General features: G+C 62.1%; 20 protein-coding genes. 9 read left to right on the top strand and 11 right to left on the bottom strand.

Annotated elements, in window-relative coordinates; all coding sequences use genetic code 11:
* Window positions 1-80: 80 nt before the first annotated feature.
* The gene (locus A6U87_RS04030) at window positions 81-1,238 is read right to left on the bottom strand and encodes a phage portal protein (protein ID WP_065689905.1); all 1,158 of its coding nucleotides are present in this window, start codon (window positions 1,236-1,238) and stop codon (window positions 81-83) included.
* 246 nt (window positions 1,239-1,484) lie between these two features.
* Here A6U87_RS04030 and gltS point away from each other — a divergent pair, with 246 nt between their 5' ends.
* The gene (gltS, locus tag A6U87_RS04025) at window positions 1,485-2,690 is read left to right on the top strand and encodes a sodium/glutamate symporter (protein WP_065689904.1); all 1,206 of its coding nucleotides are present in this window, start codon (window positions 1,485-1,487) and stop codon (window positions 2,688-2,690) included.
* Between the two features lie 7 nt (window positions 2,691-2,697).
* Here the strand turns inward: gltS and A6U87_RS04020 are convergent, their stop codons facing one another.
* From A6U87_RS04020 to A6U87_RS04005, 4 genes are all read right to left on the bottom strand, one after another.
* Entirely contained in the window at window positions 2,698-3,006 is a 309-nt protein-coding gene (locus tag A6U87_RS04020) for a Dabb family protein (RefSeq protein WP_065689903.1), read from the bottom strand.
* 16 nt (window positions 3,007-3,022) lie between these two features.
* On the bottom strand, window positions 3,023-3,709 hold the full coding sequence (locus A6U87_RS04015; protein WP_065690266.1) for a glycoside hydrolase family 19 protein: 687 nt from the start codon (window positions 3,707-3,709) through the stop codon (window positions 3,023-3,025).
* Window positions 3,710-4,001: 292 nt separating this feature from the next.
* Window positions 4,002-5,405 (bottom strand): DNA-packaging protein, encoded by a 1,404-nt coding sequence (locus A6U87_RS04010; protein ID WP_244499417.1) that lies wholly within the window; start codon window positions 5,403-5,405, stop codon window positions 4,002-4,004.
* A 64-nt stretch (window positions 5,406-5,469) separates the two neighbouring features.
* A complete protein-coding gene (locus A6U87_RS04005) occupies window positions 5,470-6,042 on the bottom strand; it encodes a hypothetical protein (RefSeq protein ID WP_065689902.1) in 573 nt (190 codons plus the stop codon).
* A gap of 298 nt (window positions 6,043-6,340) precedes the next feature.
* Here A6U87_RS04005 and A6U87_RS04000 point away from each other — a divergent pair, with 298 nt between their 5' ends.
* Window positions 6,341-7,180 carry an FkbM family methyltransferase gene (locus tag A6U87_RS04000; RefSeq protein ID WP_065689901.1) on the top strand — a complete coding sequence of 280 codons (840 nt, stop codon included), beginning with the start codon at window positions 6,341-6,343 and terminating at the stop codon, window positions 7,178-7,180.
* Between the two features lie 248 nt (window positions 7,181-7,428).
* Window positions 7,429-7,773 carry an MmcQ/YjbR family DNA-binding protein gene (locus tag A6U87_RS03995; protein WP_065689900.1) on the top strand — a complete coding sequence of 115 codons (345 nt, stop codon included), beginning with the start codon at window positions 7,429-7,431 and terminating at the stop codon, window positions 7,771-7,773.
* 6 nt (window positions 7,774-7,779) lie between these two features.
* Here A6U87_RS03995 and A6U87_RS03990 read toward each other — a convergent pair whose 3' ends face one another.
* The gene (locus A6U87_RS03990; protein ID WP_065689899.1) at window positions 7,780-8,694 is read right to left on the bottom strand and encodes an SDR family oxidoreductase; all 915 of its coding nucleotides are present in this window, start codon (window positions 8,692-8,694) and stop codon (window positions 7,780-7,782) included.
* 103 nt (window positions 8,695-8,797) lie between these two features.
* On the opposite strand from A6U87_RS03990, the gene A6U87_RS03985 reads away from it, so the two are divergent.
* Window positions 8,798-9,355, top strand: coding sequence for a TetR/AcrR family transcriptional regulator (locus A6U87_RS03985; RefSeq protein WP_065689898.1), 558 nt, complete (start codon window positions 8,798-8,800; stop codon window positions 9,353-9,355).
* Window positions 9,356-9,362: 7 nt separating this feature from the next.
* Here A6U87_RS03985 and A6U87_RS03980 read toward each other — a convergent pair whose 3' ends face one another.
* Window positions 9,363-9,851, bottom strand: a complete 489-nt coding sequence (locus tag A6U87_RS03980; protein ID WP_065690264.1) for a YcgN family cysteine cluster protein — start codon at window positions 9,849-9,851, stop codon at window positions 9,363-9,365.
* Between the two features lie 186 nt (window positions 9,852-10,037).
* On the opposite strand from A6U87_RS03980, the gene A6U87_RS03975 reads away from it, so the two are divergent.
* The 3 genes from A6U87_RS03975 (at window position 10,038) to A6U87_RS03965 (ending at window position 13,403) form a co-directional block, all read left to right on the top strand.
* Window positions 10,038-12,176: a transglycosylase domain-containing protein gene (locus A6U87_RS03975; protein ID WP_065689897.1), complete on the top strand. Its 2,139-nt coding sequence runs from the start codon at window positions 10,038-10,040 to the stop codon at window positions 12,174-12,176.
* A 92-nt stretch (window positions 12,177-12,268) separates the two neighbouring features.
* Window positions 12,269-12,856: a DUF1214 domain-containing protein gene (locus A6U87_RS03970; RefSeq protein ID WP_065689896.1), complete on the top strand. Its 588-nt coding sequence runs from the start codon at window positions 12,269-12,271 to the stop codon at window positions 12,854-12,856.
* Window positions 12,849-13,403, top strand: a complete 555-nt coding sequence (locus A6U87_RS03965) for a DUF1254 domain-containing protein (protein ID WP_065689895.1) — start codon at window positions 12,849-12,851, stop codon at window positions 13,401-13,403. The genes A6U87_RS03970 and A6U87_RS03965 overlap by 8 nt, the downstream gene beginning before the upstream one ends.
* 7 nt (window positions 13,404-13,410) lie before the next feature.
* Here A6U87_RS03965 and A6U87_RS30040 read toward each other — a convergent pair whose 3' ends face one another.
* Window positions 13,411-13,578, bottom strand: a complete 168-nt coding sequence (locus A6U87_RS30040) for a hypothetical protein (RefSeq protein ID WP_198928658.1) — start codon at window positions 13,576-13,578, stop codon at window positions 13,411-13,413.
* Between the two features lie 522 nt (window positions 13,579-14,100).
* On the opposite strand from A6U87_RS30040, the gene A6U87_RS03960 reads away from it, so the two are divergent.
* Both A6U87_RS03960 and A6U87_RS03955 read left to right on the top strand, forming a co-directional pair.
* Window positions 14,101-14,307 carry a hypothetical protein gene (locus A6U87_RS03960; RefSeq protein WP_065689894.1) on the top strand — a complete coding sequence of 69 codons (207 nt, stop codon included), beginning with the start codon at window positions 14,101-14,103 and terminating at the stop codon, window positions 14,305-14,307.
* Window positions 14,308-14,520: 213 nt separating this feature from the next.
* Window positions 14,521-15,546: a DUF2336 domain-containing protein gene (locus A6U87_RS03955; protein WP_065689893.1), complete on the top strand. Its 1,026-nt coding sequence runs from the start codon at window positions 14,521-14,523 to the stop codon at window positions 15,544-15,546.
* 3 nt (window positions 15,547-15,549) lie between these two features.
* Here the strand turns inward: A6U87_RS03955 and A6U87_RS03950 are convergent, their stop codons facing one another.
* Genes A6U87_RS03950 through A6U87_RS03940 form a run of 3 tightly spaced genes read right to left on the bottom strand, consistent with a single transcriptional unit; the run spans window position 15,550 to window position 18,404 of the window.
* A complete protein-coding gene (locus tag A6U87_RS03950) occupies window positions 15,550-15,909 on the bottom strand; it encodes a DUF1491 family protein (RefSeq protein ID WP_065689892.1) in 360 nt (119 codons plus the stop codon).
* A 52-nt stretch (window positions 15,910-15,961) separates the two neighbouring features.
* Entirely contained in the window at window positions 15,962-16,891 is a 930-nt protein-coding gene (locus tag A6U87_RS03945; protein ID WP_065689891.1) for a peptidoglycan-binding protein, read from the bottom strand.
* Window positions 16,863-18,404 (bottom strand): HAMP domain-containing sensor histidine kinase, encoded by a 1,542-nt coding sequence (locus A6U87_RS03940; RefSeq protein WP_065689890.1) that lies wholly within the window; start codon window positions 18,402-18,404, stop codon window positions 16,863-16,865. The genes A6U87_RS03945 and A6U87_RS03940 overlap by 29 nt, the downstream gene beginning before the upstream one ends.
* Between the last annotated feature and the right edge of the window lie 336 nt (window positions 18,405-18,740).

Genomic DNA, 18,740 nt, shown 5'->3' with positions numbered 1-18,740 from the left:
CTTGAGCGGGCATCTTCGCGAATTGAATCCGGCGGCAACACCGTCGGATCTTCTCGCGGAGCAAACGATTTATCGAGACCTCAATACCCCACCGCCTGCCGCTTCTCCTCGTCGGTGAGAAACGCTGCCGCGCCCAGGCGCGTCCACAGCTGGTCGCGCTCGGCCGCAAGACCCGCGACCCTGTCGAGATCGGGTTCCAGCCGCAGACCGTCGCCAAAGCTGCCTGCCAGCCAGGCTGACAGCGTGGCCGTCGTTCGCGTCAGCATCGGCAGCACCGTCAGGCGATAGAAGGCGCGGTTGGCCTCCTGGTAGTTGGCATAGGTGTTGTCTCCGGGAATGCCAAGCAGCATGGGCGGGACGCCGAAGGCGAGCGCGATGTCGCGGGCGGCACCGTTGCGCGCCTCGACGAAATCCATGTCCTTCGGCGAGAGCCCCATCGACTTCCAGTCGAGCCCGCCTTCGAGCAACAGCGGCCTGCCCGCACGCATCGGGCCGGAATAGCCCTCGTCCAGCTCCTGTTTCAGCCGCTCGTACTGGTCCGGCGAGAGATTGCCGCCCTCCTTGGGCTGGTAGACCAGCGCGCCGGAGGGCCGCGCCGAATTGTCGAGCAGCGCCTTGTTCCAGGTCGCCGCCGCATTGGAGAGATCGAGCGCCACCTGTGCCGCGGCCAGTGGCGGAAAGCCGAGGTGATCGTCAAGTGGATGAAAGAGTTTCAGGTGCAGCAGGCCAAGCCCTGCCGTCTCCACCGGAAACCGGCGGAGCACGCCGCCGGCGCGGTAGTCGTAGGCATCAGGCCAACCGTCCCGCCCCTCGACGACGCTGATGCGGTCGGGCCTCAGCAGATGCAGTTCGCGCAATTGCCCGGCGACATCGAGCGGCTCGACATAGGCGTTGCCCGACAGCAGGAGATGACCGTAGAGCGCCTCGAAGAAATCGGGCCCGCTCATGCGGCCGTTCGGTTGCCTCAGAAGCGCCAGCAGCGGATGATCCGGCCGTTCGCGATCGCTCTCATAGAGCAGCATCGGCACCGACGCCGTTGCCTCCGACACCAGCCTGACGCAGCGGTGCGCAACGGGATTGCGCATGAACCCCTCGCGCGACAGCGCCGCATAGGAGCGGCCCGTCCAGCTTGCCCGGCCATCCACGGCCAGAGACATGAAGCCGGTGGCGGCCTTTTTCTCGGTCGCGGGATTGCGCTCCGCCGTGGAGGCCCACGGCAGCAATGATCGGAGTTTCATGATTGTCCGTCCTCAGGTTTGGCTTGGCCCGCGAGGCTCGCCCCGCTGTGAGGCGCTATCCGTCTCCCGCACCGCGATGCAGCCACGCGTTTATTCGCCCCAACGTTGCATGTTTACCCATTGTTTACGTCATAAGCGCAACTTGATGAAAGGCGTGAAACGTATCAGCATACGCGCCGTTCATTCCTTTCACCGGCTTCAGCGAATACCTTCCTCCCGACACCACGAATCAGAGGGACAGCATCGATGACGACGATCGAGACGCCGGGACTTCTCACCTTCACGATCGCCATCGTGGTGTTCTTCCTGGGCACCGGCATCAATAACGTCATCAAGCCGCTCAAGCGCTGGAACATTCCGGACGCTGTCTCCGGCGGGCTCGTTGCGGCGCTCCTGACGCTGTCCGCCTTCTACTTTCTCGGCACGCAGGTGATCTTCGATCTCGATGCGCGCGACATGCTGCTCCTCTATTTCTTCACCGGCATCGGTCTTAACGCGCGCGTCGCGGACCTGGCCGCCGGCGGCAAGCCGCTGGTGATCCTGCTCGCGCTGACGGTGTGCTTCGTCCTCATCCAGAATCTCATCGCCGTCGGCGCCGTCAGAATGCTCAACCTGCCTGATGGGATGGGACCGCTTCTCGGCTCCATTTCACTCATTGGCGGCCACGGCACGACCATTGCCTGGGCGCCGCTGATCGCCAGCCGCTTCGGATTGAACAATGCGCTCGAGATCGGCATTGCATCCGCGACACTCGGCCTCGTGATCGCCAGCATCGTCGGCGGTCCGGTCGCGCGCCTTCTCATCAATCGCTACCAGCTCAGTGGCCAGATGGCGGAAGCACCCATCATCGGCCTTCCGGATGCGCCGACCTCCGAGGAAGACAGCAGCATCAACTATGTCAACCTGCTGCGTACGGTACTGATCCTCAACGTCGCTATCCTGATCGGCTACGCGCTCGAAGAGGTGGTCGAGGAAACCGGCGTCAAGCTGCCGCTTTTCGTGGTCTGCCTTCTGGTCGCGATCGTCCTGACCAACACGATCCCACGCGTGCTGCCGCAGATGTTCTGGCCATCGCGGTCACGTTCACTGGCATTGATCTCCGACCTTTCGCTGAATGTGTTTCTGGCGATGTCACTCATGAGCATGCAGCTGTGGACGCTCGGTGGCCTCGGTACGGCACTTGTCATCGTTCTCGGCATCCAGACGATCGCAGCGGTGCTCTACATGATCTTCATCGTGTTTCCGGCGATGGGTCGCGACTATCAGGCGGCGGTGCTATCGGCCGGCTTCAGTGGCATCAGCCTTGGTGCAACGCCGACGGCGATCGCCAACATGACGGCGGTGACAAAGGCTCATGGTCCGGCGCCAACCGCATTCATTATCCTGCCGCTGGTCTCCGCCTTCTTCATCGATCTCGTCAACGCAGCCGTCATCGGCTTCATGGTCCGGTGAGCGCGGCCTACCCCAGCGGCTGCTTGACCGCCGCCTCGGTTTCATAGTCCGCCGCCATACGCATTTCGCGGATCGGACGCACGAGATCGATCGAACGCTGGTAGTCCGGGTGCGCCTTGTAGGCGGCAAGTGCCGCCTCGTCGTCGAATTCGCCGTAGACGATGAGGTCGACCTCGGTGCCAAGCTGGTCGGTCTTCACGTTGGTACCGATCTCCAGCAGGCGGGCATGCGGGATGGCTGTCAGGATCGACAGTCCGGCACGGACCTTTTCGAGATTTTCGGCCGGCGCCGTGAAGAAGACGATGTGGCGGATCACGCGGAACTCCTGCTCTCTAGCCGAATATGCGGGCGATACCACGCGCGAGCCGGGCCTTCAACCGCGCGAACCACCCGTCGGGCACCTTGTCGCGGATCGCTGCCATGAAGGTCTTGCCGTAGCCGGCGAGCTTCTCGGCCCGATCCGTGCCGTTGACAATGCGGCGGGCGTTGATCCAGTCGTCTGTCGTCTCGTTCAGGTGGTCGGCGAGCTTGTGGTTGGCGAAGCTGCCCTGCACCATGCCCTCGATCAGGATCGAGACCGCGGCGTCCATCTCCATCGCGCGGTCCGGCTCGGCGACGAGATCGATGCCCGTAAGCTTGCTCATCGCTTCGTAGTTCCGCTTGTGGGTGAGCTGCACCAGGCCGCGGCCGAGCCAGCTCTTGCCGTCCTCGTCCGGCCGCCAGTATGGGGTCTTCACCCAGGAGAGCTTGCCTGACGCATAGGCGTTTTCGAGAATTTCGATGGCGCGGGCATCGCTCGCCGCCAGCGTCTCACGCACCGGCTGCATGGTATAGGCAGTCTCATGAAAGGCCGTCGCCATGATATAGGCGAGCCAGCGCCGATCGGCCGTGGCCATCCGGCTTTCCCAGAAATCAAGAATCGCCGTCATTCCCTCCACCTGAGGCTGATTAAGCGCTCCCTTGAAAAGGGCATCACGCACGGTGTCGAAGAAAAATGGCCGGTCGATGTGGATAACCATGTTGTTCACCTCGAAAAACTGCAACGTCATTGTCCGTCTTAATCGATTAAATTAAATTCAATCGTTTAAAGTGTTTAAGCCCCTGATTTACAGATCATTTGGGGCATGCCAGTGATTAACTCAGCGTTAAAACTGGCCGCCGGAGGAGAGTATGCAGCAGCCTGCCAACAGCAACCAGCCGACCATTCCCCAGCACGTGATCGACCAGCTCGAAAACGAGTGGCGTCAGGTGCGCCCTGAGCGCGAGGCACCTCGCCCCGTGTCCCAACAACCGCAGCGATAGATCGTCGCGTCACACACCCCTCACCCGCGGTTCTCCGTTTCCCTCGAGCATCAGCGCCGTCAGCGCCCAGACCAGCGCGTCTAGCCGGTCTGGCGAGCGGCCGGAGGAGAGGCCATCGGGACCGAAGTCGCACATCTGGTCTTCCAGCGCGACGAAACGACCAGCATGGGCGACCCGCCCCTGCTCGTAGAGTGCCGCGACCGGCTCGGCCCTGAGATACTTACCGCGCGTCGCGCGCACGGTCGAGACCGGCAGGCTTTCGTCGATGCTCTTCAGCATCGATGCCACCATGTCCCCACCCTGGTTGATTTCGGCAACCACCCGGTCCGCCGAGAAGCGTCGGTAGGCGCGCACCACGGCGCTCGCCCAACCGGCAGGGCTCGCCCCCTCGATCGAGCAGTCCGCCAAAACCACGGCGCGGCCTGACGCCTCCACCCCTGCGACGACAATGCCGCAGCAGGAATGCGCGCCGGCCGCCGCCGGCGGATCGACGGCGACGACGATCCGTCTGATCTCGCCGGTGAGGCGGATCGTGGCCGCTTCGATCATCTCGCGCCGCCACAACGCATCGTCGCGATCCTCGATCAGTTCGCCGTCGAGCTCCTGCCGCCCAAGCCGCGTGCCGCCGTAGCGGTGGGCCAGCGCGTCGATGAAACCCGGCGCCAGATTGGCCGCGTTGGCAAGCGTGCTCATCCGCGTCAGTCGTGTACCCGTGTCAGCAATCAATGCCTTCAGCAAGGGCACAGGACGCGGCGTCGTCGTCACCAGCTGGCGCGGATGACTGCCGAGGCGCAGACCGAACTGGAGCATGTCCCACGTCTCCTGCCCATGCTTCCACTTCGCCAACTCATCGCACCAGGCGAAATGAAACTGCGGGCCGCGCAGGCTTTCCGGATCCTCGGATGAGAAGATCTGGGCGACTGCGCCATTCGGCCAGACGAGCCTGCGCCGCGAGATCTCGAACTCGGGCCGGCAACGCCTCGCGATGCGACAGATACCCGAAATGCCGTCGATCATCACCTCGCGCGCGTCGCCAAGCGTTTCAGCGATCAGGGCGATCCGCAGATCGGATCGCCGCCCGGCGCTGGCGATGGCATGTACCCATTCCGCACCGGCCCGCGTCTTGCCGCAACCGCGCCCGCCCAGGATCAGCCATATCCGCCAGTCGCCCGGCGGCGGTAGCTGCTCCGGACGGGCGTTGAACTCCCAGAGCCCCGCCAGGGTTTTCCAGAGATCGTGTCGTTCGGCCAATAACTCGGGCGAAGCCGCCGCATCGCGCGAGACGACCAGCTCTTCCTGCTGTGGCGGTGCCGACAGCGGCTGAGCGGTCCCCTTAAGGAGCGCGTCGGTGGTTGCGGTGATCGCCGCCATCGCCTGCCGCACCTGCGAATGTTGCGCCACGATACCTGCCATCCTCTGTTCGTGCCGCGCCAGCAACCTTGCCGCTCGCCGTTCGTCGGCAAGGGCGGCCAGGCGTTCAGCCCGGTTCGGCTTCGCGGGTTGCCCTGACGGCCTCGTCTTCGTCAGTTGCCGGAGGGCCGTTGCGCTGCCAGTCTTCAAAGAGTTGCCATGCGCGGGCTGTTGCTCGCTCTTCGATGCGTCGGAGAAAGCTCGTCTTCGCATCGTCCAGCCCCATCGCCATCTCGTTTTCCTCGATCGCCAGTTCCCGATCCCGGGCGAACTGCCGTTGAAGCTGGTCGATTTTCTCCAGCGTGCGCACGATGAGCGACATGGCATCGGTCGCGGCCTTGAGGTCGGTGCGGGCAAGCTTGGCCGCCGCCTCATCGCCGCTTGCCGACGCCGCAGCCTCGGCCGATCTGCGTAGCTCGCGGAAGGCCGCGAACTGCTCGCGCATCTCCGCCGTCATCTCGTTCAGAAGCACCCGCAAATCTTCCGGCGAGGCACTCGCACCGGATTTCGTCTCAAGAAAATATTCCTCGACGACGGCCTGAACATCCGCCCGGCCCGATACCGCCGCCAAGCCAGAGCAGTAGGCGCGCGTCTGCGGCCACAAGCCACAAAGCTCGGGCACGAAACTCTCGACTTCCATCGTTGAAACCTCTTTGGCCGCGAGATCTATCAAGGGCAAACCGCGCTAACCGCGAGGAAGCACCCAACACGATCGTGGCGAAGCAATCGGAAAGACTTTCATTCGCTTGGAGGCGAACGCCCGTGAACGGGGGGACCGCGACATGGGGTAGGAAACGGGCATAACGTTTGCACTTCGGCCTCGATCAGGCCGAGCGCTATGCCGAATACCGCTATAAGCTATCTTTGCCCAATCCCGCCTTCGCTATTTCATCCATACGTACATTCAATACTTTAATCAGCAAAAGCAGGTCTCGTTGATGCTGTGGCACGTTCAAACGCTAAACACTTTGATAAAGCATTTTGGCTTTCAGGCTGCTCTCTCTGTCTACTTCACCCGTCAGACCACGCGCGAAATTTCCGAGATCAGAAAGATCCGGATACCTGACGTTGATGGCGATATTTTCCTGCGCCTCAGATCGACCGATTGGGAAATTCTCATTCAAGTCTTTATGGACAAGGAGTATTTCATCGAAAGCACCGCACACGCCGAGGCTTTAAACTGTCACTACCAGAGCATTATCAACGAAGGAGGAACGCCCGTCATCGTCGACTGCGGCGCAAATTCCGGACTGGCTTCGATCTGGTATTCGCAGTTGTTTCCACGTGCAGTCATCATTGCGGTCGAACCGGAACCCGACAATTACGCCGTGCTGTGCCGGAATGCCGAGAACCGGCCGAACATTCGGCCCATCAAGGCCGCCATATCCGATCGACAGGGGCGCATTGCACTGCACGACCCGGGATACGGCTCCTGGGCTTGGCAAACCGTCGAAAGCGCATCCGGAGAGATCGAAGCGCAAACCATACCTAGCCTCATCTCCTCTGTTCCCGACGGGAAGCCATTCATTGTGAAGATCGATATCGAGGGAAGCGAAGTCAGTCTCTTTCGGAGCAATACCGATTGGGTCGATCAAACTCCCCTCATCGTCTTTGAATCACATGATCTCATCGCCAACTGGCATGGCACGGCCCACTCGATCCTTTCAGTCCTGACGAGAGAACGTCGCGATTATTTTCTGGAGGGCGAGAACGTATCCGCCTTCTCGCATTCGCTCCTCGGACCGCCCACAGCGCAGAGCGCGACAGCCAAACAATAGGGAATTGTTCGCCTGTGAGGGCGTCGTGGTGCTTTGGTCCTGCCCGTCAAAACAAGTTGGGCCGAACCCGTGCTCACCTCGGCGCACCACCGCTGCACCCGCAACTTTCCGACTATGCCATAACCCTATCAAACCACCGTCACGCCGTCAAGGATTATTTTCCTATAAATGACAATTTTCCTCAATAAGGTGCTGCTTGAGTTTTTCTGATTGGTCTCCGACCATCAGCATATGCTAATTTCACAGCCATGAACCAGGAAGAGCTCATTTCCTTTGCGCTCAGCCTGCCCGAGGCAGTCGAGAGTGCGCATCATGGCACGCGTGATTTCCGCGTGCGCAGCAAGATATTCCTGACGATGCCGGAGCAGGACTATTGTGTCGTCCGCCTGACGCCCGACCAGCAGCACATGACGCTGGCCGTGGCGCCCGATGATACGGCTGCCGTGCCGGGTGGCTGGGGGCAGCGGGGTTCGACGCGTCTCTTCTACGGCAAGGCGAGCGACGAGCTGGTGCAAGGTCTGGTGCGCAAGTCGTGGCAGAATGCGGCGCCGAAAACGCTGCAAAGACAGTTCGTTATCATCCCATCCAGCTAATCTGATTCAACGGTAGCCGCTGGCATCGACAGGCTTGCCCGCCTCCATCACCTCGTCCATGTAGCGCCAGCAGTCCGGTCGAGAGCCGTCAATGTCGTCAAAGCCATAGACCTTGGCGAGGCCGCCGCTCGACAACGATTGTCCGTTCCAGCGGGCGCGTTCGGAATCGGCGGCAAGGGCTGCCACCGCCCGACCGGTGAAGCGCGGCGTCTCGGAGATGACGAAATGCGGCTGCGCCGCGGTCGCGTCGTGCCAGCTCTCCTCGGTGACCCCGAAGATGTCGAGCATGATTTCCGAGCGCATCCAGCCCGGCGTCAATGCAATCGAGGTCGCGCCATGCGGCGCGAGGTCCTTGCCGTGCGCCCAGGCCATGCGGATCACACCCGTTTTCACGAGGTCGTAATAGGGGCAAAGGCGATAGTGGGTGGCGTTGTATTCGGCGGTGCCGTCGGTCAGTTCTACCAGCAGTCCGCCGGGGTGTTCGATCATCAGCGCCAGGGCGAAATGCGCGGTGATCAGATGCGTGTCGATCGCCAGCCGCAGCATGTGCAGTCCCTTGTCCAGCGAATGCTCCCAGATCGGCTTGTTCCATTCGGTGAGGTGTTCACCGCCCCAGATATCGTTGACCAGGATATCGAGACGGCCCTGTTCGCGGCGAATGCGGGCGACCAGCGCCTCGACCTCTTCAGGCACGGTATGATCGACGCGAACGGCGATCCCCTCGCCGCCGGCTGCCGTTACCAGCTCCGCCGTCTCTTCGATCGTCTCAGGCCGGCCATATTCCGATTGCGTTGCCCGCGTCGTACGGCCGGTCACGTAGACCGTCGCGCCGGCGGCCCCGAGTTCCACCGCGATACCGCGGCCGGCGCCGCGCGTGCCGCCGGCCACAAGGGCGATCTTTCCTGAAAGCGATGCGGTCATGTGCTTGTCCTCCACGCTGGAACCCATTCAATGGGCCTCGCCATTTCGCTTGAATATAAACGAACGTTCGTTCATAATTAGTGCAAACGCAAGAGGAAACTTCATGCCCCGCCCCCGCACGCTTTCGGACGAACAGCTTCTCGACATGGTTCTCGGGCTTGTGCATGCGGAAGGACCCGATGCGGCGAGCTTCGGTGCGGTGGCGAAGATCAGCGGCCTTTCCGGCTCGACGCTGGTGCAGCGCTTCGGTACCAAGGCGGCGATGCTGCGGGCCTGCCTGCTGCGCGCCTGGGACCGGCTGGACATGGAAACGGCCCGGCTGATCCAATCCGTTCCGGAAACGCCCGAAGGCGCCATCGACCTGCTGACTGGACTTTCCAAGGACTACGGCGAGGATGCCGCGTCCTACGCAGAGGGTCTGCTCGTGCTCAGGGAGGACCTGCGCGACCCAGCTCTGCGGGCGCGCGGCGCGGCCTGGGGGAACACACTGGCAGCAGCGCTCGATCGATGCCTTGGCGCCACCCAAGGCAAAGCGCCGCTCGGACGGCTGATGCTGTCGCAGTGGCAGGGCTGCCTGCTCTGGTGGGGTTTCGAGCCTAGAGGCTCCGTCGGAGATTATGTGCGTGGCGAACTCGGCCAGTTCCTCCAGACGATCGCCTAGCCCGGCATCACTTGGCCGTCTCCGGCTCCTGCGCCCGTGCTTCGTCCCCGACCGTCAACGGCCAGTCAACGACGTGATCCTCGAAGTCTTCGACATCAACTTCCGTTTCGCTGATCGTCCGTCCGCGTGCCGAAATGCCGGCGGCGTGCACGGTCTCGGGATCGCCCGACACCAGCGGATGCCACCAATAGAGATCGCGCCCTTCATTGATCAGCCGATAGCCGCAGGTTGGCGGCAGCCAGGGAATGTCATCGACATTCTGTTTGGTCAACTGCACGCAGTCCGGCACGAAATCCCAGCGGTTCTCGTAGCTCGAACAGCGACAGCTTTCGCCGTCCATGAGCTTGCAGCGGATCGAGGTGAAATAGATGTCGCCGCTATCCCAGTCCTCGAGCTTGTTGAGACAACAGAGGCCACAGCCGTCGCACAGGCTTTCCCATTCGGCGTTGGTCATCTCGGCAAGCGTCTTTTGCTTCCAGAAGGGTGCTTGTTCCATCATTCCGTTCTTGCAACAGCCCCCGCAAAATCGCGTGAGAGCTTTCCATTTCTCTTGTTCTTGTCAGGCAAATCAACCAATGATTCACCATGGTCCGGCTAGTCCGGACACTGTCGGCAGATTTGCCATAGTCCGGCGTCAGGTTCACCCGACGTCGAAGCGACTGATCGGGCGGGAATATAAGACGTGACGGATCCGGACAATCCAGAAAAACGACCGGCAAAGAAACGGCACATCCTGCTGAAGATCGATTCGTGGATCGATTCGACCATCTGGAATGCCGGTTTTCGCTCCGCCGAGATCTGGGAAGACATCACGATCTTCTTCCGCCGCTTCCGTGTGCGCGGTTGGAAGCGCGTGGTTTTCGAACTGGCCGGCGAAGGTCTCACATGGGGTTCCGTCGGCGCCGTTCTGATGCTCGCGCTCGCCCAGCCAGCGTTTGAGGCTACCAAGGAAGATTGGCGCAATCGCGGCGACTATGCCGTGACCTTCCTCGACCGCTACGGCAACATTGTCGGCCATCGCGGCGTCATTCACCAGAACTCGGTGCCGATCGACGAGCTGCCGGACAGCCTGATCAAGTCGGTGCTGGCAACGGAAGACCGGCGCTTCTTCGATCACTTCGGCATCGACGTCATCGGCCTCTTCCGCGCGATCGTCACCAATGCCCAGGCCGGCGGTGTCGTCCAGGGCGGCTCGACGCTGACACAGCAGCTCGCCAAGAACCTGTTCCTGTCGAACGAACGTTCGATCGACCGCAAGATCACCGAGGCCTTCCTGGCGCTGTGGCTTGAGGCCAACCTGTCGAAGAAGGAAATCCTGTCGACCTATCTCGACCGCGCCTACATGGGTGGCGGCACGTTCGGTGCGGCAGCGGCAGCGCAGTTCTATTTCGGCAAGAGCATCACCGATGTGAACCTCGCGGAATCGGCCATGCTTGCCGGCCTGTTCAAGGCGCCGGCGAAATACGCGCCGCATGTCAACCTGCCCGCCGCGCGCGGCCGTGCAAACGAAGTGCTGACCAACCTCGTCCAGAGTGGGCTGATGACGGAAGGCCAGGTGATCGCCGCCCGCCGGAACCCGGCAACGGTCGTCGACCGCAACGAGGTCGAATCGCCCGACTTCTTCCTCGATTGGGCCTTCGACGAAGTCATGCGGCTTTCGCCGCGCTTCCACCAGCACTCGCTCATCGTGCGCACCACGATCGACATGGGCCTGCAGAACGCCGCCGAGGATTCGGTGGAGACGTCGCTGCGCGAATATGGCGATAGCTACCACGCCAAGCAGGGCGCGATGGTGATGATCGAGAACGGCGGGGCCGTGCGCGCCATGGTCGGCGGCCGCGACTATGGCGAAAGCCAGTTCAATCGCGCCACCAAGGCGCTGCGCCAGCCTGGATCGTCCTTCAAGGTCTACACCTACTCGGTGGCCATGGAGAGCGGCATGACGCCCGACAGCATCGTCGTCGACGCTCCGATCTACTGGGGCAACTGGAGCCCGCACAACTACGAAAACCGCTATGCCGGGCGGGTGACGCTGGCGACCGCGATCGCACAGTCGATCAACACCATTCCCGTGCGCCTGGCCAAGGAGAAGTTCGGCATCGCGCCGATCCGGGCGATGGCCAAGAATCTTGGCGTCGAAACGCCGATCCGCGACGACGTGACGATCCCGATCGGCACCTCCGAAGTGACGGTTCTCGACCAGGCGACGGCCTATGCCACGTTTCCGGCCGGCGGCTACCAGTCTCGCCGCCATGGCATAACGCAGATCCTCGATTACGGCGGCGACGTGCTCTACGATTTCGACCGCGACGAGCCGCCGGCCAAGCGCGTTCTGTCGGAACAGGCCGATGCCTACATGAACCAGATGCTGTCGCGGGTGCCTTATGTCGGCACAGCCCGCAAGGCGGCGCTCGACAACGGCATCCTCACCGCAGGCAAGACGGGCACCACACAGGCCTATCGTGACGCCTGGTTCATCGGCTTTACCGGCAACTACACCACCGCGGTCTGGTTCGGTAACGACGACTATACCTCGACCAACAAGATGACGGGCGGCTCGCTACCGGCCATGACCTTCAAGCGCGCGATGGACTATGCGCACCAGGGAATTACCCTGCGCGCGATCCCCGGCGTGCCGACGCCTGCGCCGGACAAGAAGGCCAAAATTGTCGCCGCTGCCAAGCCACCGGAGGGCAGCCCTCCGCCGCTCGTGCGGCCGCGCATGCTGTCGGTCGAGTCGACGCGCCTTCTCAAGGGCATCGGCGAGAAGCTGAAGGCGGCGCCACCGCTCGAGGCGCAGAAGGTGGCGAGTGCGGAATGACGTGGTAAAACCTGCGTTTTCCGCCACAAGCATTCCGCCTCATCAGAATCAGTGATACGCCTTGCAACTGATTTGTCTCTCAAGGGCGCCCGGTGTTTCGTTTTCCTCTTTTCATAGCGATGACCCTGATTATTGCCTTCGGTGGCGGTATCCTTATTTCGCTGTACGCGCTGGATGCGACCTCGGGCTTCGGTGCCATCAAGCTTGGCGCCTGGGAAGCCTTTCCCGAACTGCAGACCGAAGATGCCGACCCCTACGCCAAATCGCACAGGGCGCGTGCCGGGCGACTGCTCTATGGCAGCGCCGAAGGCCTGATGTTCACCGCCAAGGTCGATGACCAGGGCAACCGGCTGGACGCGGCATGTCGCTACAGGCTCAGGGGCCAGACGCCACCTGCCCGCATCTGGACGCTCTTCACGGCGGACAATGGCGGTAATCCGGCTTCGCTGCAGACCGGCCTTCCCGGCGCGATGAACTCGTGGACAGTCCTTCGTCAGGCCGACAGCGGATTTTCGATCGACATCTCCGCCCAGGCGCGTCCGGGCAACTGGCTGGCGGTGCCCGCCGCCGGCACCTTCCAGCTTGTGCTCACCCTGTTCGACACGCCGACAGCCGGCAGCTCAGGCGTGATCGACCTTGCCATGCCGAAGCTTGAAAAGACCGGGTGCGGCAATGCTTAGAATGCTGTTCGGTCTGCTCGCAGGGCTGTTCGGAGCGGCACTTCTGCATCTCGTCATCATCCTGTCCCTACCGCATTTTACCGGCAAGGATGCCGCCACGCGGATCCTGGCGGAAGGCGATATCGACAAGTTCTATCTGCTTGGACAGACGGACGATACCGCCGGTCTGTCGAACGACGATCCCTATGTGCGAACGGCGGTCTGCTCCTTCAGCATCGAGGACGATCCGGTGCGCTTCACCGCCAAGGGCAACGTCCCGTTCTGGTCCATCGCGCTCTACGATGAAGCATCGAACGAAGTTTTCAGCATGAACGACCGGACATCGGTTGGCGGGGCTCTGGATATTCTGATTGGCTCTCCGATCCAGCTGACGGAGCTTCGCAAGGCGCTGCCGCCGGAACTGCAGAAGACCATTCTGGTCGAGACGACAAGGACCGAAGGCTACGCGGTCCTGAGGACGCTGGCGCCGCAGCCCAGCTTCGACGCCGCGGCCAACAACTTCCTGTCGGAAGCTGGCTGCGACGAATTCACCGGCGCGTCCAACTAGACGCAGCCTACTTCTTCAGCCGTGACGGCCGACGGCCTGTCGTGCGCTTCGGCCCTTCGCTCAGACGCTCGTACCGAACGCCTGTGAAAAGCAGGATTTGCGCCTCGACCGGTTTCCTGTCCTTGCGGCTTTGCGTCCTGGATAGACGGTCTGCCAATGCTACCACTATTGCCATTCTCGTCTCCACGCATTGCCTGAGACGGATGAACTGCGAATTTCACCCTGCCCGCCCCCTGCGAGCCAGCGCGTCCTTCGAGCCGACCTCGGCTCTCGGGGCATCCACGCCTTCCCACGGCATCTGTTCGAATACCGTGACCTGGACACCTGATCGAAGCAGCGATCACGTGGTCCTGGCCGAATTGAGACATATGACAGTTAACAGATTACTAATTTTTGATCCCGACGCAGGACGCATCTGGCTCCCCCTGTAAACGCGCGGGACCGCTTTTTGGTTTCAAGCTTCGGCAGAAAGATTGGCCGTTGGAAAGCGTTCTAAATTTTAGCATTAAATCATATAGTTACCGTCCGAGCGCCATCTGCAAAGGACGATCGTGGGATAGTTGTATTTTTGCAACATGAAAATACTAATTGCAGTTCCTCACAATGCGCGTAAGGTCGCCTTCACGGTCGCAGTTCAAGGCAGCGACCGAACGAGACTTTGGCTATTTTTTCTTGATGCTGAGCGCGGTGGCCGACAATGTCTTTGATGATCGGATCTACATTTTCCCCTGAGGACCTCGACGTCCTGCGCGACACACTCGACGCGTGGTGCGTGGAGAACCGGATCGACATCAAGAGCTCGGAAGCCCAGTGCGCCGCCTCGATGGCACTCGACCTCTACCAATCCGGCCACACGGACAGCAACAGGCTGCTGATCGCGTTGCGCGGCCGCAAAGGCGTCTAGCCGCCGATACCTTCCCTCGTTTTGTCCAGGTGCGGGCGGCTTGGCCGCCGGCGGATGATTGTGCTTGGATTCGAGACAGTTCCCCCGAAATCTTCAACAAGCATTAACCCTGCCAGCGTAGGATTTGTTCATAAACCGTATGAGGTAGAGGGCGTCTCTTCAACGCGTCCAGTCCTGCGGCATCCCTTTGTGCGTATTTCAGGGTGTGTTCTTGTGCGTGACCGGTTCCGAGACCTAGAGGCCCCATCCGCGAGTCGGAAGAAGGACGTGGTTCTCATGGCGACTGTCAGCAGCTTCGAGGGATTGCAGCCGCCAACGCGGTCGGAGCTTCGCCAGTTCGCCGAATTGTTCACGCCGCTTTTCCAGGCATCGACGAACGACGCCAAACGGCAGGCGGTGGCCGCTCTTTCTCAATGCCCCCAGATTCCGCAGGCCGTCGCCCTGTTCGTCGGCAGCCAGCCGATCGAGATTGCGGCTCCCTTTCTTACGGCCTCCCCTGCTATTGACGACGAGACCTTGATCACGATCGCGCGGACGCAAGGTAGCGCCCACATGAAGGCGATCGTCAGCCGCGACTCCCTGTCACCGCGCGTGATCGATGCCCTGGTTGGATTGCGCCAGGCGGCGCCCCGGAGCGTCGCGCCGGAAGTCGTCGTGGAAGAGGTCGCCATCCCCACCCCCTCGCTTGCGCCGGCTTCCAACGACGACGAAGATGCGAAACGGCACAGCGAAGAGGAAATGCGCGACAGGATCAAAGGCCTGGCGCGTCACCTCGCAAGAGACGACAACGACCGCCTCGGCCTCAGGACGATTTCGCCGATCCAGGCCGCGCTGCTCGTCCGCTTCGCGCGCAACCGAGAGGCATTGCTGTTTGCGTCAGCTTTGGCCGACTCGCTTTCGGCAAGCCGGTGGCTCGCCGAGCGCATCATGCTCGACATGTCCGGCCAGCAGCTTGCGACCACGCTGGTCAGTGTCGGCATGGATTTTCGCGATGCCGTCCTCGTGCTCGAAAAGCTCTATCCGCATCTGGCGGAGCCGCAACACAGTGTCACGCGCGCCTGGATGGTGCTGGATGTGCTGGATGCGGAAGAATGCAATGCCCGTGTCGAGGCATGGCGCCGCGCCGATAGCTACACCCATCACCCCGAGGCGGCCGCACCGCCGAGCGAGACGCCCAGCCGTCCCGTGCGTCAGGTCCCGCCTGCCCGCGACATACGCGTCGTCGGTCGCGCACGCTGACCGTCACCCCAAGGGGTTTTGGCGCTGATCGGCCATGGGCACGATATTCGTGACATCCTCGGCTTCCAGCTCGACGATCCACAGATCAGGATCGAACTTGCGCTCGCGTCCCAGCATCTCGTTGACGCTGTCGGCATCCTGCCGCATCAGGCGGACCTCAAATAGCCTGTCTCCGCTGCTCTCCTCATCGAAGAAGCTCTGCGGGGCCGGTCCGTAAAGGGTCTGCAGTCCATCGCGAAACTGCTGGCGGATAAAGACCGCGCCGGCCTCTTCCGCGCCCTTCTTTTCGATTGCAGCGAAATCGCCGTTGGCGAAGACGCGGCGCAAAAGAGCTGAAACATAGATATCGGTGCGCAATCTCATGATGGCGGTATAGCGCGACCTGTCGCCAGCGACAATGAGCGCCGCGTCTGCCTCAGAGCGCGCCGATTTCCTTCAGCTTCTTCAGCACGGCCTCGCTGGGCTCGCCGTCTTCGTGAAGGCTGTAGTGCTTCTGGAAATGGCGGATCGCCGCGCGTGTCTGGTCGCCGGCAACGCCATCGACCCCGACATTGGTGTAGGCCATGTTGCTGAGCCCCTTCTGGATGCTCAGCACGAGATCGACGTTTGCGAGCGCCGCCGACGGCGCGGGCCTTGCAGGGGTCGGGGCGGTCTTGACGCTCTTTTCGGCGCTGCGAATGGCCGCGGCGACGGGATCCTCCGCCAAGGCGGCGGGCGTGATATTCTCACGCGGCTTCTCGATCGGGATCGTGGAGGCGCCCACGGATCCGGTTTTCAGCGCGGCAAGCACGTCGGGCGTCGCATCGCCCTTCTGCGGCATGCCGACGGTTTCCTCGAAGAACAGGATGGCGGCGCTGGTGCGTGGGCCTATGACGCCGTCGGGCGCGCCGTTGTAGAGCCCCTTGCGCACGAGTTCCGTCTGGATATCCATCACCAGCTGGCTTGCCGGCTGCGTACCTGTCACGGGTGGTGGCGTGGCGTTGGTGGTCTGGCCTGCGTCGCCTTCATCCTGGCGCTCGATCTTGAAGGTCGTGACATCGCCGGTGTGTTCGGTCGTCGTCGGGCGCACGCCGAGTACGCTCGGAAACAGTGGATCGCGCGTGCGCAGGAAGGGATGCGGATGGCTGCCGGGCTGGTACCACAGTGCATTGGCAGCAACGAAGCTGAAGATCACGAGAAAGGCTGCCGTGCCGCCGGCAACGGAAGGGTTACGGCCGACCACCCCGCCGAGCGCTGTTGCGCCCTGCAGGCCGATACCGCCCACGACGGTTGCGCCCGTAAGCAGAAGGCTCGGCTTCTGCCGACCCTTCTTTCCCCTAGGCGATTTTCGCTTGCTCGCGGCCATCGAAATGCCCCTCTTCCACAACGCCGGCGTGACCGGGCTTGATCCTCAGTCGCGGCGGAAACTCGACCGGCTCGTGGCGGGCTGTAGCCGCCTCGGTAATGCCGGAGCCATCCGCTGCAATCGAAATCGTGATGATGGTGCCGGCGCCGGGCGTGCTTGCGATCGCGAAATCGCCGCCATGCAGGGCCACCAGCCCCTTCACGAGAGACAGGCCAAGGCCGGTGCCCTCGAATTTGCGGGTATAGTCGTTCTGGATCTGGACGAATGGCTGGCCGAGCGTTTCCAGCTTGTCGACAGGAATGCCGATGCCGGTATCGCTGACACACAGCGTCAGGATGCCATTGCGGACCGAGGCGTCGATCGAGATCGCGCCACCGGCGTCCGTGAACTTGACGGCATTGCCGACCAGGTTGATCAGGATCTGCTGGATTGCCCGCTGGTCGGCCACGACGTCGTCCAATCCGCGCTGGATGCGGCTGGTGAGCGACACGCCCTTGCTCTTTGCCTGCAGGGCCAGCATCGCTTCGCAGGAGCGAACCGCGGCAGCGATGTCGAACGCATCGGGGCACAGCTCGTAGCGTCCGGCTTCGATCTTGCTCATGTCGAGCATGGTGTTGACGACCGAAAGCAGGTGCGCGCCGGAATCCCGGACGAGGCCCACATATTCGCGCTGGCGGTCATTCTCGAACTTACCGAAATATTCGCCGAGCAGGATGTCGGAGAAGCCCAGGATGGCGTTCAACGGTGTGCGCAACTCGTGGCTGACCGCAGCGAGGAAGCGTGACTTTGCATCATTGGCCGATTCCGCATCGGCGGCCCGGCTCTGGGCCTCGGAACGCAGGCGTTGTTCGACGGAGACATCGCGCAGCTGCGCGACGATGCTCAGCAGGGTGTCGTCCAAATCGCGCCGCGCCGTCAGGTCCACGCGGAGATGGACGAACTGGCGATTGTCACGCGAGACAGCAGCCCGCTCGAGCCGCAGGTCTACCGTCGCCCTGTCTTCGCCCTGGCGTAGCTCATCCAGCGCCTGGAGAAAGAGGATACGGTCGGAAACGTGGATCTGATCGATGAAGCCCTTGCCGCTCGGGTCGCGCATCCAGGCGAGATATTCGCGCTTGTCGCGGCCACCGATGGTGACAACGCTGCCCTGCGGATCGAGGAAGAAGGCGAGACCGGCGCTCGCTTCCATGAAGAAGTCTTCGGCAGGCTGCGTCGCGACGCTTGCGGCAGCAGCGCTCTGCCGCGACAGCGCAATGCTGCCGACAGCGGAAAAAAGGAAGCCAGCAAACACGGCGGCAACGCCGGCCGGAAGCGCCACGGCCGGACTGGTGACCATCGAAAGCCCGACGGGTGCCGCCACGAGGGCCGCGGACGACAGCATCGCGAGCCTGCGCAGGATCATCAGTTCGCGCTGGCGCACCGCCACACCACCACCCGTCCGGGAGAGCCAGCTGTCCGCTGCCCGGTCTACGAGGGCTGATGCCCGATCTGCGATCTTACTCAATACACGCACGCAATACCCGCCCAAAAAAGGCTCTTTATCGAGTGCCGACAATAGGCCCGCTGCGCTTAAAGAAAGGATAAGGGATCGCCCGCCTCCACAGCTCAAAAAGCCGAAAAGTCCCATTTTGGGCCATCGGGAAGCGGCTTTGAGTTTTACGGTTAACAGGGGGTAAGCGACGGATTTCGCTCACATTTCGTCATCGTGTTAACGATTGCGGCGAGGCCTGCCCAAGGATTCCCTGCAGTTGCGGGACACGCGCCTTCCTATGCTTAACGCCAATGTCTACAATTTGACTGAAATGCGGTGCAAATGCCGTTCATTAAAATTCGAATTAAATTTGCCGCA

The sequence above is a fragment of the Rhizobium sp. AC44/96 genome, from assembly GCF_001692185.1.
In the GTDB taxonomy this organism is placed as follows: Bacteria; Pseudomonadota; Alphaproteobacteria; order Rhizobiales; family Rhizobiaceae; genus Rhizobium.
The sequence above is the reverse complement of the archived record's forward strand: the minus strand, read 5'-3'. Positions and strand labels throughout refer to the sequence as shown.

Coding starts and splice junctions, on each gene's coding strand:
- A6U87_RS03960 (WP_065689894.1), top strand. CDS start 14,101: ATGTCTTTGATGATCGGATCTACATTTTCCCCTGAGGACCTCGACGTC.
- A6U87_RS04030 (WP_065689905.1), bottom strand. CDS start 1,238: ATGAAACTCCGATCATTGCTGCCGTGGGCCTCCACGGCGGAGCGCAAT.
- A6U87_RS03945 (WP_065689891.1), bottom strand. CDS start 16,891: ATGGCCGCGAGCAAGCGAAAATCGCCTAGGGGAAAGAAGGGTCGGCAG.
- A6U87_RS03995 (WP_065689900.1), top strand. CDS start 7,429: ATGAACCAGGAAGAGCTCATTTCCTTTGCGCTCAGCCTGCCCGAGGCA.
- A6U87_RS30040 (WP_198928658.1), bottom strand. CDS start 13,578: ATGGCAATAGTGGTAGCATTGGCAGACCGTCTATCCAGGACGCAAAGC.
- A6U87_RS04015 (WP_065690266.1), bottom strand. CDS start 3,709: ATGGTTATCCACATCGACCGGCCATTTTTCTTCGACACCGTGCGTGAT.
- gltS (WP_065689904.1), top strand. CDS start 1,485: ATGACGACGATCGAGACGCCGGGACTTCTCACCTTCACGATCGCCATC.
- A6U87_RS04010 (WP_244499417.1), bottom strand. CDS start 5,405: ATGGCAGGTATCGTGGCGCAACATTCGCAGGTGCGGCAGGCGATGGCG.
- A6U87_RS04005 (WP_065689902.1), bottom strand. CDS start 6,042: ATGGAAGTCGAGAGTTTCGTGCCCGAGCTTTGTGGCTTGTGGCCGCAG.
- A6U87_RS03950 (WP_065689892.1), bottom strand. CDS start 15,909: ATGAGATTGCGCACCGATATCTATGTTTCAGCTCTTTTGCGCCGCGTC.
- A6U87_RS03990 (WP_065689899.1), bottom strand. CDS start 8,694: ATGACCGCATCGCTTTCAGGAAAGATCGCCCTTGTGGCCGGCGGCACG.
- A6U87_RS03985 (WP_065689898.1), top strand. CDS start 8,798: ATGCCCCGCCCCCGCACGCTTTCGGACGAACAGCTTCTCGACATGGTT.
- A6U87_RS03965 (WP_065689895.1), top strand. CDS start 12,849: ATGCTTAGAATGCTGTTCGGTCTGCTCGCAGGGCTGTTCGGAGCGGCA.
- A6U87_RS04000 (WP_065689901.1), top strand. CDS start 6,341: ATGCTGTGGCACGTTCAAACGCTAAACACTTTGATAAAGCATTTTGGC.
- A6U87_RS03980 (WP_065690264.1), bottom strand. CDS start 9,851: ATGGAACAAGCACCCTTCTGGAAGCAAAAGACGCTTGCCGAGATGACC.